Source organism: Pseudomonas sp. PB3P13, from assembly GCF_054897735.1.
Genome location: NZ_CM142702.1, coordinates 3,178,745 through 3,193,771, shown reverse-complemented (window position 1 = coordinate 3,193,771; position 15,027 = coordinate 3,178,745). Strand labels below are relative to the sequence as shown.

12 protein-coding genes are annotated in these 15,027 nt (G+C 60.2%); 9 read left to right on the top strand and 3 right to left on the bottom strand.

The window, feature by feature from the left end:
- The first annotated feature begins 11 nt into the window (after positions 1–11).
- From ACYZT1_RS14625 to ACYZT1_RS14595, 7 genes are all read left to right on the top strand, one after another.
- Entirely contained in the window at positions 12–1,400 is a 1,389-nt protein-coding gene (locus ACYZT1_RS14625; protein WP_462015427.1) for a DUF1329 domain-containing protein, read from the top strand.
- 61 nt (positions 1,401–1,461) lie between these two features.
- The gene (locus ACYZT1_RS14620) at positions 1,462–2,568 is read left to right on the top strand and encodes a WD40/YVTN/BNR-like repeat-containing protein (protein ID WP_462015426.1); all 1,107 of its coding nucleotides are present in this window, start codon (positions 1,462–1,464) and stop codon (positions 2,566–2,568) included.
- Positions 2,569–2,572: 4 nt separating this feature from the next.
- Positions 2,573–5,047, top strand: coding sequence for an efflux RND transporter permease subunit (locus ACYZT1_RS14615; RefSeq protein WP_462015425.1), 2,475 nt, complete (start codon positions 2,573–2,575; stop codon positions 5,045–5,047).
- The gene (locus ACYZT1_RS14610) at positions 5,037–6,287 is read left to right on the top strand and encodes an MFS transporter (protein WP_462015424.1); all 1,251 of its coding nucleotides are present in this window, start codon (positions 5,037–5,039) and stop codon (positions 6,285–6,287) included. Before ACYZT1_RS14615 ends, ACYZT1_RS14610 begins: the two co-directional genes overlap by 11 nt.
- A 105-nt stretch (positions 6,288–6,392) precedes the next feature.
- Positions 6,393–7,376 (top strand): fumarylacetoacetate hydrolase family protein, encoded by a 984-nt coding sequence (locus ACYZT1_RS14605; RefSeq protein WP_462015423.1) that lies wholly within the window; start codon positions 6,393–6,395, stop codon positions 7,374–7,376.
- A 10-nt stretch (positions 7,377–7,386) separates the two neighbouring features.
- Entirely contained in the window at positions 7,387–8,388 is a 1,002-nt protein-coding gene (locus tag ACYZT1_RS14600; protein ID WP_462015422.1) for an NAD-dependent epimerase/dehydratase family protein, read from the top strand.
- A complete protein-coding gene (locus ACYZT1_RS14595; protein ID WP_462015421.1) occupies positions 8,366–9,160 on the top strand; it encodes a cyclase family protein in 795 nt (264 codons plus the stop codon). Before ACYZT1_RS14600 ends, ACYZT1_RS14595 begins: the two co-directional genes overlap by 23 nt.
- A gap of 333 nt (positions 9,161–9,493) precedes the next feature.
- Here ACYZT1_RS14595 and ACYZT1_RS14590 read toward each other — a convergent pair whose 3' ends face one another.
- Both ACYZT1_RS14590 and ACYZT1_RS14585 read right to left on the bottom strand, forming a co-directional pair.
- Positions 9,494–10,570 (bottom strand): Rieske 2Fe-2S domain-containing protein, encoded by a 1,077-nt coding sequence (locus tag ACYZT1_RS14590; RefSeq protein ID WP_462015420.1) that lies wholly within the window; start codon positions 10,568–10,570, stop codon positions 9,494–9,496.
- Positions 10,571–10,608: 38 nt separating this feature from the next.
- On the bottom strand, positions 10,609–11,562 hold the full coding sequence (locus tag ACYZT1_RS14585) for a PDR/VanB family oxidoreductase (RefSeq protein ID WP_462015419.1): 954 nt from the start codon (positions 11,560–11,562) through the stop codon (positions 10,609–10,611).
- 295 nt (positions 11,563–11,857) lie between these two features.
- On the opposite strand from ACYZT1_RS14585, the gene ACYZT1_RS14580 reads away from it, so the two are divergent.
- A complete protein-coding gene (locus ACYZT1_RS14580; RefSeq protein WP_462015418.1) occupies positions 11,858–12,328 on the top strand; it encodes a MarR family winged helix-turn-helix transcriptional regulator in 471 nt (156 codons plus the stop codon).
- Between the two features lie 94 nt (positions 12,329–12,422).
- On the opposite strand, the gene ACYZT1_RS14575 is transcribed toward ACYZT1_RS14580, so the two are convergent.
- Positions 12,423–14,372, bottom strand: a complete 1,950-nt coding sequence (locus ACYZT1_RS14575) for a DNA topoisomerase III (protein ID WP_462015417.1) — start codon at positions 14,370–14,372, stop codon at positions 12,423–12,425.
- 278 nt (positions 14,373–14,650) lie between these two features.
- On the opposite strand from ACYZT1_RS14575, the gene ACYZT1_RS14570 reads away from it, so the two are divergent.
- On the top strand, positions 14,651–15,019 hold the full coding sequence (locus ACYZT1_RS14570) for a DUF427 domain-containing protein (RefSeq protein ID WP_462015416.1): 369 nt from the start codon (positions 14,651–14,653) through the stop codon (positions 15,017–15,019).
- Positions 15,020–15,027 lie beyond the last annotated feature (8 nt).

Here is a 15,027-nt window from a genome sequence, read left to right as displayed (position 1 = left end):
AGGACTTGCGCATGACCCACAACAAGAAAACCGCAGCGTTCAAGCTCAACGCGCTTGCCTTCGCACTGCTCGGCAGTCTGGCCATTTGCAACCAGATGGCAAGTGCAGCGACGGCGCAAGAGTCGGCCACACTGTCGAGCAGCCTCACGCCATTCGGAGCCGAGCGCGCCGGTAATGCCGACGGCTCCATTCCTGCCTGGGACGGTGGTTACACCAAGGTTGATCCTTCGTTCAAGGAAGGCGGCAAGCGTACCGACCCGTTCGCTGCCGACAAGCCGCTGTTCAGTATTACCTCGAAAAACCTCGCGCAATACGCCGGCAAACTCACCGATGGCACCAAGGAAATGTTCAAGCGCTTCCCGGACAGCTATCGCATCGATGTGTACCCGACCCGTCGCACGGCCGCTGCGCCGCAGTGGGTGTATGACAACACGCTGAAAAATGCCACCCGCGCCAAACTGGTCGATAGCAGCGCCGGTCCCGTCCCCCAGGGTGCCTATGGCGGCATCCCGTTCCCGGTGCCAAAAAACGGGGCCGAAGCCATGTGGAACCACGTGCTGAATTGGCGCGGTACTTCGCTGTCGATGCATTTTCGTCACTACCTGATGACCGCGGATGGCAAGCAGGTGATGACCACTGACGGCCAGGCCATTCAAGAGATGCCGTATTACTACCAGGACGGTTCGCCGGAGTCGTTTGCCGGTGATTACTGGCTGTTCCGTTTACTCAATGTCGGACCACCCTTGCGCGCCGGCGAGCAAATCCTGGGCCGTACCAACATCAACGGCGACCTGTCCCAGGCGCACGTTTACCTGACAGGTCAACGCCGAGTGCGCAAGCTGCCCAATGCCTGCTGCGACACACCGACACCGGCGACTGCCGGGGTGATGTCGTTTGACGAGTTGAGCGTGTTTCAGGGGCGCATGGACCGCTTCAACTGGAAACTGGTCGGCAAACAGGAGATGTACATCCCCTACAACACCAACAAGGTGCAAACCGCCGCCAAGCCTGAGGACCTGTTTCTGGCACACCACATGAACCCGGATTACGTTCGTTGGGAACTGCATCGGGTGTGGGTGGTTGAAGCGGACCTGGCGCCGGGCAAGCGTCACCAGCTGCCGAAGGGCCGCTACTACCTCGATGAAGACACCTGGCAAGCGATGTTGGGCGACCGTTGGGATGCCAACGGCCAACTGGCCAAAACCTTGTGGTCGCTGCCAGCGGTCCTGCCAGACCTGCCCGCGCAAGCGCAATTGTCTTCAGGCTTTTACGACCTGACTTCCGGTGCGTGGTTTATCCAGAACGTCTACACCGGCCAGCCAAAGCAGTACGGCGTGGTCGATCGCTACAAGTCCTCCGAGTTCTCGCCCGCGGCGATGGCGGGTGCCGGGGTTCGTTGATTCGGGCCGGATCGCGGCATGCGCAGCGTGATCCGGTCTCAAACGGTTTTCGAGGTTGTTAATGAACAGAATCTGTCTGGTGGTTGGTCGGCTGATAGCGCTTGCAGCGCTGCCTCTGGCGCTGCCGTTGAGCCTGGTGCATGCCGCTGCGGCAGGCGACGCGCTTGACACGCCGGCGATGCTGGCGCCGCAAGCGAAATCCGCGGTGCTGCTGGACCTGGCCCGTGCGGGTACGCGGCTGGTGGCGGTGGGGGAGCGGGGCATCGTGCTGCTCTCTGATGACAACGGAGTCAACTGGCGGCAAGCCGACGTGCCGGTTTCGGTCAGCCTCACCGCCGTGCAGTTCGTCGACGCCAACACCGGCTGGGCGGTCGGGCATGCCGGTGTTGTGCTGGCCACCCGTGACGCAGGTGAACACTGGGTTGTGCAACTGGACGGCTTGCGTGCGGCACAGCTAGAGCTGGTCGCCGCCAGGGAGCAATTGCCGGCTGCCACCGACCAGAATGCCGCCGCTGCGCGCGTGCAAACGGCTGAACGGCTGGCCGGCGAGGGTGCTGACAAACCGTTTCTCGCGCTGCAGTTCGTGGACGCCCGCCGCGGCGTGATCGTGGGGGCGTACGGCCTGGCCTTTCGCACCGACGATGGCGGCACCACCTGGCAATCCATCATCGGGCAAATTGATAACCCGGTGGGCGCGCACCTGTCTGCCATCGCTCAGCAAGGAGCGCACTGGTTCCTGGCAGGCGAGCAGGGTTATCTCGCTCGTTCGGACGATGCCGGCCAGTCATTCACGCAGTTGCAAAGCCCCTACGCGGGAAGTTTTTTCACCCTGCAAATGCGCGATGACGGCGTCCTGCTGGTGGCCGGTTTGAAGGGCAATGTGTTTGCCTCCAGTGACCATGGCGAGACTTTCCTGCCCGCGCCGGTTTCGATGCCGGTGTCTTTCAGCGATGCGATTCGCACCGATGACGGCCAGTTACTGCTGGTCAATCAAAGCGGCGCCTTGTTTCGCACCCACAGCCAGCCCGGCGCATTGCTCAAACCCTACGGCAGACCGCTCGGCAAGCCTGTTGCCAGTGTTATCCAGGCCGCCGATGGCAGCCTGACGCTGGCGGGTTTCACTGGGTTGACGCGCCTGTCGCCGTCAATCACTACCGCTTCGGAGTGAGGTTATGAAGTCTTTCGACAACGCCACGGCAAGCCTGGCGAATTTCGATCCACGCTCCGGTTCAGTGGTGGAACGCACACTGTTCAACCATCGGCTGTGGGTACTGTTGGTGTGTGTGCTGACGACCCTGGTGCTCGGGTACCAGGCCACTCGAATCGAGCTTAATGCCAGCTTCGAAAAGATGATCCCCACACAACAGCCCTACATTGCCAACTACCTTGAGCACCAGAAACAGCTCACGGGCCTGGGCAATGCTTTGCGCATCGTGGTGGCTAACCGGCAGGGCGATATCTACGACGCCGAATACCTGAAAACCCTGCAGGCCATGAGCGACAGACTCTATCTGCTGCCGGGTGTCGATCGCGCTTACATGAAGTCGCTATGGACACCCGCCACGCGCTGGGTCGCAGTGACCGAAGACGGCCTCGACGGCGGCCCGGTGATCCCCGATGACTACAGCGGCACCGCCGCCAACCTCGATGCGCTGCGCCGCAATGTTCAGCGCTCCAACGAACTCGGTCAATTGGTGGCTCTCGACCAGACGTCCAGCATCATTTACGTGCCTTTGCTGGCCACTGCCCCGAACGGCAAGCCGCTGGATTACGCGGTGTTGTCCGAGCAACTGGAGACGCTGCGCAGCACTTATCAAAGCGCCAACATCGCTATTCACATTACCGGTTTTGCGAAAAAGGTCGGTGACCTGATTGCGGGCTTGAAGCAGATCCTGCTGTTCTTTGCGGTCGCGATTCTGATCACCACCGCCGTGCTTTTCTGGTACACCCGCTGTCTGCGCAGTACCGTGCTGGTGGTGTTGTGCTCGCTGGTGGCGGTGGTCTGGCAGCTCGGTTTGCTGCCATTGCTGGACTACCAGCTGGACCCGTATTCGGTGCTGGTGCCCTTCCTGGTGTTTGCCATCGGCATGAGCCACGGCGCGCAGAAAATGAACGGCATCATGCAGGACATTGGCCGAGGCATGCATCGGGAGGTGGCTGCGCGATTCACCTTCCGACGCCTGTTTCTCGCCGGCCTGACGGCACTGCTGTGCGATGCGGTGGGGTTTGCGGTGCTGATGCTGATCAAGATCCAGGTCATTCAGGACCTCGCGGTGATCGCCAGCATTGGCGTTGCGGTGTTGATCTTCACCAACCTGATCCTGTTGCCGGTGTTGCTCTCGTATGTGGGTGTTTCACCGCGCGCGGCACAACTGAGCCTCAAGAGTGAACAGGCCGAGCAAACCGGGCAGACGCGCCATGCGTTCTGGCGTTTTCTGGACTTGTTCACCCATCGTCGCTGGGCCAGCCTGTGCATCGCCATCAGCCTTGCGTTGGCCGTGGTGGGCTTCCTGGTCAGCCTGCAACTGAAAATCGGCGACCTCGACGCCGGCGCGCCGGAGCTGCGTGCGGATTCGCGCTACAACCAGGACGATGCCTATCTGACCCGGCATTACGGCGCCAGCAGCGACCTGTTCGCGGTGATGGTGAAAACTCCGGCCGGCAGCTGTGCACGCTACGACATCCTCGCCAAAGTCGATGCCCTGGACTGGCAACTGCGCGCTTTGCCCGGCGTGGATTCGACCAACTCGCTGGCGTTGCTGAACCGGCGCATGCTGGTCGGCCTCAGTGAAGGCAATCCCAAATGGTACGAGCTGCAGAACAACCAGGCGATGCTCAACATGATCACCGCCAGCGCGCCCCGCGGGTTGTACAACGAAGACTGCAGCCTGTTGACCCTGTACGCCTACCTCACCGACCACAAGGCTGAAACGCTGACCCGCCTGGTCGAGCACGTGGAACAATTCGCCGCCGCGAATAACACCGATGAGGTGCAGTTTCTCCTGGCGGCCGGTAACGCCGGCATTGAAGCGGCGACCAATATCGTGGTCAAGCAAGCCAACCGCGAAATGCTCGTCTGGGTCTACGGCGCGGTGATTGTGCTGTGTCTGATCACCTTCCGCTCCTGGCGCGCCACGTTGTGCGCGGTGATTCCGCTGATGCTCACTTCCATTCTCTGCGAAGCCTTGATGGTCTGGCTGAACATTGGCGTGAAAGTCGCCACGCTGCCGGTCATCGCCCTGGGCGTCGGTATCGGCGTCGATTATGCGTTGTACGTGATGAGCATCCTCCTGGGTCATCTGCGCCAAGGGGCGAGCCTGTCCGAAGCCTATTACCGCGCGCTGGTGTCCACCGGCAAGGTGGTGATGCTGACCGGTATCACCCTGGCCATCGGCGTGGCGACCTGGACGTTTTCACCCATCAAGTTCCAGGCCGACATGGGCGTGCTGCTGGCCTTCATGTTTGTCTGGAACATGGTCGGTGCGTTGGTGTTGTTGCCGGCCCTGGCGTACTTCCTGTTACCCGCACGCAGCGAGGTGGACGATGCCGTGGTGCCGATGACGGTGATCAACGTGGCGGGTACTGAGACGACGGCGGTTGCGAACGCTCATCACCTGCGCAGCAAGGAGCCCTGCCATGGTCGCTAATACCTCTGTAGAACGCCCCGTCCGGCAAGCCGGGCTGGCGCAATCGCTGTTGTTGCTGCTGGGCAGCTGCTTGCCGGTGTTGGGCGCGGTGTTGCTGGCCCCGGTGTTGCCGCGGGTGCAGGCGCATTTTGCCGATGTGGCCGGCAGCGCCGTGCTGGTGCCTGTCGTGTTGACCTTGCCGGCCCTGGTGATTGCTCTGCTGGCGCCGTTCGCCGGGCTGATCGCCGATCGCCTGGGGCGCAAACCATTGCTGCTGGCGAGCATGTTGTTGTACGTCCTCTGCGGCGTACTGCCGCTTTGGCTCGACTCGTTGCCGGCCATTGTGTGGAGTCGCGCGGGCATCGGTTTGGCCGAGGCGGGCATCATGACCTGCTGCACCACGCTGATGGGCGACTACTACAGCGGCGCCAGACGTGAACGGCTGTTTGCCTTGCAGATGGTCGCGACCTCGTTATCCGCCGCCGTGTTTATCGCGCTGGGTGGCTTCCTTGGTCAAGACGACTGGCGTACGCCGTTTGCGCTGTACGCAGTGGGTTTGATTTTCCTGCCGCTGATGGCGTGGAAGCTATGGGAGCCACAGGCCGGATCGCAAACAGGGCAAACAACGGCGGCAGTGCCGACAGGCAAATTCCCGTGGCGCGCACTTATGCCCATGTACCTGTTGGCGCTGCTGGCAGGTTTGAGCCTGTTTGTCGTGCCGGTGCAGGCCGGTTACCTGCTTAACCTGCTGCACGTGGACGCCCCGCAACAAATCGGCATGACCATGGGCGCCAATCAACTGGGCGTGCTCATTGGTGCGCTCAGCTTTCGCTTGTTCAGCGGGATGCGTGGCCAACACATGCTGTTGATTGCCTATGCGCTGGCGGGTATCGGCGGGCTTTTGATGGCCGGGGCCGTGACGCATTTACAGGTCGTGGTCGCAGTGACGATCAACGGCCTGGGCATTGGCTTGATGTTGCCGACGCTGATCACCTGGATCATGGCGCAAGTCAATTTCCATCAACGCGGGCGGGCGGCGGGGTGTTTTACCGCGGCCATTTTCGCAGGCGAATTCATAAGCCCCCTGGTCGTTCTCGGTATGACCCGTGGTGACGCAATGGCGCTACCTCATGCGTTGGCCATTGTCGGTGGGCTGCAACTGGTGGTGGCGGTGTTTTGTCTGGCCGTGCCACGGCTCGGAGGCCTGTTGCCCCAAGCCAATGTTGTTGTCGGTGGCACCACCATCGGCGACGAAAATTGAACGAGGATTTTCCATGCAAGCGCTTCCTGAATTCACAAGAGTGGTCACCGGTCACGATCAGCATGGCCAGGCGATTGAGTTGAGCCCGGCCCGAGGAGCATCAGTATGAAACTCGCCACGCTGAAAAACGGCAGTCGTGATGGTCAGCTCGTCGTGGTCTCGCGGGATCTCGCGTGGGCACTGGATGCCGGTTCTGTAGCGTTGACCTTGCAGCAAGCCATGGAAAGCTGGAGCAGTGCCGAGCCGCGCTTGCAGGCGTTGTCCAGTCAGTTGAATGCGGGCGAAGCGGCAGGTGCTTTCGCATTCGATCCCGACCAGGCCATGGCGCCGTTGCCACGCGCTTATCAGTGGTGCGACGGCTCGGCCTACCTCAGCCATGGTGCGCTGATGCAGAAAGCGTTCAACCTTGATCCTATCGATGGCGCTGAAAACACGCCGTTGATGTATCAGGGCGCGGGTGACGATTTTATTGGGCCACACGACGATATTGCGTTGCCGAGCGAGAGCCAGGGCATCGATTTCGAGGGCGAGTTCGTGGTGCTGGTGGATGACGTGCCGATGGGGTGCGACGCGCAAAAAGCGCTGCAGCACATCAAATTGATCCTGCAAATCAACGATGTCAGTTTGCGCGCCCTGGCTCCGCGGGAAATGCGCACAGGGTTTGGATTCTTGCAGGCCAAACCCTCGTCCAGCTTCGCTCCGCTGGCCATTACCCCGGATGAGTTGGGCGATGCCTGGCGCGATGGGCGTGTGCATTTGCCTTTGCAAGTGCACTGGAATGGACAATGGTTCGGTCATCCGCACGGCGGACAGATGAACTTCCATTTTGGCCAGTTGATCGCCCATGCCGCGCTGACTCGCAGGCTGCGCGCGGGCACGTTGATCGGCTCCGGTACGGTTTCGAATGCCGAGCGCAGTGCGGGGTCGGCCTGCATTGCCGAGCGTCGCGCCATTGAAATGATCGAGCACGGCGCCGCGCACACCGGCTTCATGCGCTTCGGCGACCGCGTGTACATGGATGTTCTGGATAGCAATGGCCAGTCGTTGTTCGGCGCAATCGATCAACGTGTCGTTCAGGCTCAAGGCTGAGGGGCGCCCTATGCGTGTGTTGATTACCGGTGCCAACGGTTTTGTCGGACGAGAACTGGTGCGGTGTTTGTTGGCGCGCGGCAGCTTGCGGGGCCGTAACATAGATTCATTGCTGGTCCTGGACAGCGACTTGCAGGGCCTGGCGGATGACGCCCGTCTGCGTCGGCATGTCGGCAGCGTGACCGATCCGGCATTGATGCGTCGGGTGCTGGCCGACGGCATCGACGTGGTGTTCCACCTGGTCAGCATTCCCGGTGGCGCGGCTGAAGAGCACTACGAACTGGGTTATCAGGTCAACTTGCTGGCCAGCCTTGAACTGCTCAATCAACTGCGCAACAGGAGCCAACCACCGGTTTTGGTGTATGCCAGCAGCGTCGCGGTGTATGGCGCTCAGCTGCCGGAGCGCATGACCGAGGCGGCCGCACTGCATCCCGAATTGTCCTATGGCACGCACAAGGCCATGGTGGAAAGCGCCGTAAGCGACCTTGCGCGACGGGGCGAAGTAGACGGTCGTGCGTTGCGTCTGCCGGGCATCGTCGCCCGGCCCCGTGGGTCCGCTGGCTTGCGCTCGGCTTTCATGAGCGACCTGATGCGGGCGTTTGCCGAGGGGGAGACCTATCAGTGCCCGGTCTCGCCAGAGGCGACGGCCTGGTGGATGTCGGCTCGCTGCTGCGTGAATAACCTGATCCTCGCTGCAGAGCTGGATGGTGCGTCGTTGGGTGCTCAACGGGTGTGGCAGTTGCCGGTACTGCATTTGTCCATTGCCCAGGTGATCGACGCATTGGCTGAGCGCTATGGGCAGGCCCGCCGTGGGCTCATCAGCCATGCACCCGATACCGGGCTGGAGGCGTTGTTCGGACGCATGCCGCCGCTGAAAACCCCGCAGGCTCGTACCGCCGGTTTCAACCATGACCGCAATGCGGCCGCGCTCGTTCGCAACGCCCTGAATCCCGCCGCCCCCCGACACCTTCCGCTGACCGGAGCTTTTCATGCCACTGCCAACCAAGCCTAAACGTCGTCTCGTCGACCTGTCGGTCACCCTCGACAATAACCCTTACACCGATCCGCCACCGTTGCTGCCGAAGATCGATTACATGGACCACCAGCAGGGCTGGCCGGAAATGGCCGCCATGTTCCCGGGGCTGCAACTGGATCAGATGCCGGGCAACGAATCCTGGGCAGCCGAGCGGCTGAACATCACCACCCACAGCGGAACGCACATGGATGCGCCCTGGCATTACGCCTCGACCACCGACGGCGGGCAGCCGGCATTTGGCATTGATGAGTTGCCGCTGGATTGGTGCCTGCAACCGGGGGTGAAGCTGGATTTTCGGCACATGGCCGATGGTCATGTGGTGACAGCCGACGAGATCGAAGCCGAACTGGTGCGAATCGGCCATGACTTGCAGCCGCTGGACATCGTGCTGATCAACACCCGTGCCGGTGAGTTATTCGGTCAACCGGGTTATCTGGATGCCGGCGTCGGAATTGGCCGTGAAGCCACGTTGTACCTGCTGGAACGTGGCGTGCGTGTCGTCGGCACCGATGCATGGAGCTGGGACGCACCTTTCAAATACACCCGAGAGCGTTTTTCAGCCAACGGCGATGCCTCGATCATTTGGGAAGGGCACAAGGCCGGGCGCGATATCGGTTACGGGCAAATGGAAAAACTCGCTAATCTGGAATCTCTGCCGGCCAGTGGATTCGTAGTGTCGTGTTTCCCCTACAAGATCAAGCACGCATCGGCAGGTTTTGTTCGCGCGGTGGCGATATTTGAAGAGTAATCCGCACGGGAAAGCGAAAAAAGTCGCCGATCAAACACAACAAGAGAGAACACATGCCTCTTTCGCGTCTGCCTCATACGTTACTCGCGGCCCTGCTGGCCATGGGAAGCAGTCTGGCAGTTGTTCGATATGGCGGACGACCGCGGCGAAACGACCGACCTCGCGGCCACTCAACCGCAGAGGGTGCAGCGGTTGAAGACGGCATGGCTGCTGTAGGCGCAGCAAGTAGGTGGGGTGTTTCCCGCGCATTAACCCTGGCTCTGTTCAAGGGCTTATAAAGCTTCAGGACCATTCTGCGCACGTACACTCAACCTGTGTGCGTGCGCTGTGCATTCAAGAGGTGGATTGGCGTAGTTGCTCGATGATGCGGCGGGCACGATTGGCGCCCACATCAACGTGTATGTCGATCATCGGGCGTACGCCAAACCGGCACATATTCCGGTACTGGGCTTCGATAACCTCCTTGTCCTCATCGAAGGTCAATACGGTTTGCTCAACCACCTTGGCTTTGGTGGCTTCGGGATCGCTCTCGGGGTTGGTGGCAATGGTCCAGAAGTAGTGACTGGTGGTTTCAGTCTCCGGTGTGACTCCGTGGAATCCGCGCATATGAAAGCCACCCCGATCGGGGTCATCCAGGTCGTCGGTGCCGGCCTCTACCGCGCCGGTCCAGATGCGCAGATGACTGACGTGAAATTCGATTTCCTGCCAACGGTCCACGGTACCTTTGAAGGGGTAGGCCGCCGTGTAGGTGGGTGGTGGAACAGAGTCCGGCATGTGGCGAACGACCCGTACTACATTGCCCTCACTTTCCACACTCATCCGGGCATTCATGTGGATGCTGGCATTGCCACCGATGGTGCGCAGATGGACATAACCCAGATGGCTCAAGTCCATGAGATTGTCGTGAATCAACTGATAAGGCGCGTTGTAGTGATACACACTACCGTCGAACAAATACTTGCCGCTGCTGTGGACAGGGTAGGTCGGCGGCTCGCAGATCGGCTCGGATTGAGCCTCGCTGCCAAACCAGATCCAGACGATCTGATCCTGCTCACGCACGTGGTAGGCGGGTACTCTGGCCTTGCTCGGGATCTTGTTCTGGCCCGGGATTTCGACGCATTTACCCCGTTCATCGAACAACAGGCCGTGGTATCCGCAACGAATACCGCTTGGCTCCAGGGTGCCGTTCGACAAGGGGAGTGCCCTGTGGCAGCAGCGGTCTTCGAGCGCAGCAACCTCGCCGTTAGCCTTGCGAAACAGCACGACAGGCTTGTTGAGTAGCGTCCGGCCCACGGGCTTGTCATTCAACTCCCAACCCAGGGCAGCGACGTACCACTGGTTCAAGGGAAAACTCGACAACGCAGGCGCCGGAATTTCTTCGGCCAGCGTTTGGAGAGTGGATGTATTCATGGTGTTCTCCAGGAAGCACGTTGATGGTGTTGTTCGATTCAGAGATCAAGAACCAGGCGTGATGATTTGGCGCGAGAGCAGCAGGGGGTAAAGCGATCGTTCGCGGCGTGTTCGGCCACCGTCATAAACGTGTCCCGGTGCTCGGGTATGCCCATCAGTACACGGGTTACGCAGGTTCCGCAGACGCCTTGCTCGCAGGATGAGTCGATCTCTATGCCGGCCTCGTCCAGTACTTCGAACACCGTGCGTTCAGCGGGAATCTGAAAAACCTGGCCGCTGGATGCCAGTTCGACTTCGAAGGGCGCATTGGCGCTTTGATCGACAGGGTCTGCGACGAAAAACTCTTTGTGCACGCGGTCCTCTGGCCAGCCTGCGTTTCGAGCGGCATCCAGGAGGTAGTTCATGAATCCGGTGGGCCCGCAGACATAAAGATGTGTGTCAGCTTCTGGTGTGGCGAGCAGGGCGGCCGCGTCCAGCTTCTGAGTGTGGGCGCCGCTATCGTCGTGAAGCTTTATGCGACCGGCGAAAGGCGTTTGTGCAAGCATCGCGACGAACGCCGCGCGTTCGCTTGACCGAAAGCAGTAGTGCAGCTCGAAGTCGGCATTTTGGTGCGATAGTTCATAGGCCATGGCCAGCATGGGCGTGATACCAATGCCACCGCCAAACAGCAGGTGTCGGTTGGCTGAGTGATCAAGCGGGAAAAGGTTGCGCGGATTGCTGATAGTGAGCGTTTGCCCAGACTGTATTTGCTCGTGCATCGCCGTAGAGCCGCCGCGGGAATTGGGGGCCTTGAGCACACTGATCAGATAGCGGTGGCGTTCCCTGGGATCGTTGCATAAGGAGTACTGCCGGGTAAGGCCATCGGCGATGTGAATGTCGATGTGGGCACCCGCCTCGAACGCCGGTAACGTACCGCCGTCCGCGGCACATAGTTCAAAACTGCAGATGCCTTCGGCTTCATCTGCTTTGCGGGTGACATTGACTTGAATCATGACTTGCCCCTCCACACTCAAGTGGCTGCTGAAAAAAAGCATTGGTTAGAACGTTGGCTGGAGGACGGGTCAGCCGGGCGCTGGCGCCTGGACGGCGATCATTTGCTTGAGCAGGGCGAAGGAGACGAGACTGGAGGGGTTCATGACCAAGACCTGAATAATTATTTTTATGAGTCAGGGCGACGGCCTATCATGCAAATCATCGCCCGCGACGTTCGGTAGAGAAATCTTCCGGCTATTTGGTTGCGGTGTCAACTAATATTCAAAGACCCTGCCGATTCAAGGTGTTCGCTCAATGTCCGCAGAATCACAACTGAACCTCACCCGTTATGTCCCTGCACTGCTGAATTTCCTGTCCAACAAGCTCTCTTCCGGAGCATCGCAGTGCTATCGCAAACACTTCGGCATCGGCGTGGTCGAGTGGCGAATGCTCTCGATGCTCGCCGTGGAAAATGACATCACCGCCAATCGAATTTGTCAGACGATCGGGCTCGACAAGAGTGCGGTCAGCCGTTCACTGCAGTCGCTTGAAATTGCAGGGCACATTTACAGCCAAGTCGATTCGCAGGATGCACGGCGTTACACCGTCAGCCTGACTGACAGCGGAAAAGCCTTACATGGTCGGGTGCTCAAGGTTGCACTGGAACGCGAACGTCGGCTGCTCAGCGGGCTTTCACCCGCGGAAGTGGACACCCTGATCGAGTTATTGGGCCGAATGCATGCCCAGGTATCCAATGTGAACGACTACGACCCGGTAGACGCTTGAACCGGCACATCAAGGCCTGACGCCCGAAGATGATGTCGCTTTCGTGCCTTTGGCGACTTGCTCGGCCTCGCTCTCTTTTGGAAACGTATGACAATTAGGCGTTAATGGCAGGTTTTGCGCTGCGGTTTGCAGCTGTAGCAGGCTTGCGCTTGGCGGATTTGCGTTTGTTTTTCCATGGCGTCGCGCCACGTCCGGCCGGGCTTGCCGGACCGCTGATGGTCAGGCTCAGGCCGGCGCATCGCGCAACCTGCTTGCTCATCCACGCGGCTTGCTTGGTGACGAATTCTTCCAGGCTCATCTCGCCGCTTTGCACCATGTCCAGTGCTTGTTCCCAGATGGCTGTGGTGCCAGGGTCGGCGATGGCGCGCGGTACTGCGTCGATCAGGCTGAAGGCCGCCGGCGTCGCAGCCAGCGCTTTGCCGTTCTTGACCAGATAACCGCGATCGAGCAGGCCTTGAATGATCGAAGCGCGGGTCGCTTCGGTGCCGATGCCGGTGGTGTCCTTGAGTTTCTGCTTGAGCAGTGGATCCTCCACCAGTCTGGCGACGTTTTTCATCGCTTTGATCAAATCGCCTTCGGTAAATGGCTTGGGGGGTTGGGTCCAGAGGTCTTTGAGTTTCACGTCGGCCACCGCGCACTCACAACCCTCGGCCAATGTCGGCAGTGTCTGTGGCGCCGGCGTTTCGCGACCTTTGGCGGGTGCCAGGGCCTCGGGCAACGCGCGTTTCCAGCCGGGTTCAACAATCTGCTTGCCCACGGCGCGCAAGGATTCTGCGGCGCAGTCAAAGTCGGCCTGGGTGCGATCGTATTCGTGACTGGACAGAAACTGCGCCAGATAGCGGGCGCGGATCAGGGTGTAGACCGCTCGTTGTTTGCCAACCAATCGGTCGAGGTTCCTGGCTGCCGCCGTGGGAATGATGCCGTGGTGAGCGCTGACCTTGGCGTCGTTCCAGGCGCGCGAACGGCGTTGCGGTTGCAAATAGTCCTGCAGGACATTCAGCGCCGGATCGGCCTGTCGCAGTGCCGCGAGAATACTCGCCGCTTCAGTGTGCTGACTGACCGGCAGGTAACCGCAATCGCTGCGAGGGTAGGTGATGACTTTATGGGTTTCGTACAGTGCCTGCGCAATGTCGAGAGTTTCCTGCGCACCGAGCCCGAGTTTCTTCGAGCAGACTTCCTGCAACGTGCCGAGGTCGAAGGGTAGCGGCGCCACTTCGCGCATGCGCTCGGTGCGTAGCTTGATCAGACGGGCAGTCGTGGCGCCGAGCATCGCTGCCGCTGCTTGTTGCGCCAGCGGTTGATTGAGGCAGCGGTCCTGATCGTCGCAAACGTCAGAGGTCGCACGCCATTGCGCGGTGAACGGCGTGCCGTCGTGCAGCAGCTGCACATCAATGGCCCAGTAAGCGACCGGCACGAAATTGCCAATGCTGCGATCGCGATCCACCACCAGGCGCAGGGTCGGCGTTTGCACCCGGCCCACTGGCAAGACCCCTTGATAACCTGACTGGCGACCGAGCAGCGTGAACAATCGACTCATGTTCATCCCGATCAGCCAATCGGCCCGCGAGCGCCCGAGTGCCGAGTGATAAAGGCTAAAGGTCTCGGCCCCCGGTTTTAAAACTGCCAAGGCTTTACGAATCGAGGCATCGTCCAGTGCCGACAGCCACAATCGCTGGATCGGACCGCGATAACGACAGTGCTCGACCAGTTCCCGGGCGATCATTTCGCCCTCACGGTCAGCATCGGTGGCGATCACCAATTCATCGGCTTCACCGAGCAGGCGCTTTACCGCTTTGTATTGGCTGGCGGTGCGCGGTTTGACGGTCATCTTCCACTTGTCTGGAATGATCGGCAGATCAGCCAGCACCCAGCGTTTGTAGCGCGCGTCATAAGCATCCGGCGGGGCGGTTTCCAGCAGATGGCCAATGCACCAGGTCACTGTGACGTCTGTTCCCAGCCAGCAGCCATCGCCGCGTCGCTGGGCGCCGAGCACCGCCGCAATGTCTTTGGCCTGAGAAGGTTTTTCACAAAGGTACAGCCGCATAACCACCATCGTTCATCAACTGCGGGGAGGTGCACAGAATGGCCGTTGATGAGCGCCGGAGCAATCTTTATCTGTATGGATGTACAGCAAAGCTGTTGCGCCGGTTTGCCGCTGGCGGAATCCCGTTGGGCTGTGAGACGGTCGGGACAGAAAAATTTGCGTTATACCTGATGTAACGCGGTCTCACTTTTTGTGGCCGCTTCTTCGCGCGCCGTCGCGGGCACGTCGGTCCCGCATTGCAGCCTCCCACAGGTTTATCGTCTCGAGGAACGCCTGTCATGAAAAGCACCGGTCCCAGTCCTGTCATCACCATTGCCGAACAACCAGGCTGTCTGTTGGTGAAATTCCACGGTATTCAGGTCGCCGCGTCCACCCGTGCGCTGGTGCTGCTGGAAGCCAATTATCCACCCGTCTATTACGTGCCGCGCGAAGACATCGCCGAGGAATATTTCGTCCGTACCGACCACACCAGTTATTGCCCCTACAAGGGCGACGCGAGTTATTACAGCCTGCAGGTCCCCGGGCACGAGGGCGCCAATGCGGTGTGGTCTTACGAGGATCCCAAAGTCTCGGTCGAGCAGATCAGGAAGTATGTGGCGTTCTATCCCGATCAGGTGACATTCGAAATGCTCAAAGACGTGGAATGAGCTGTCGG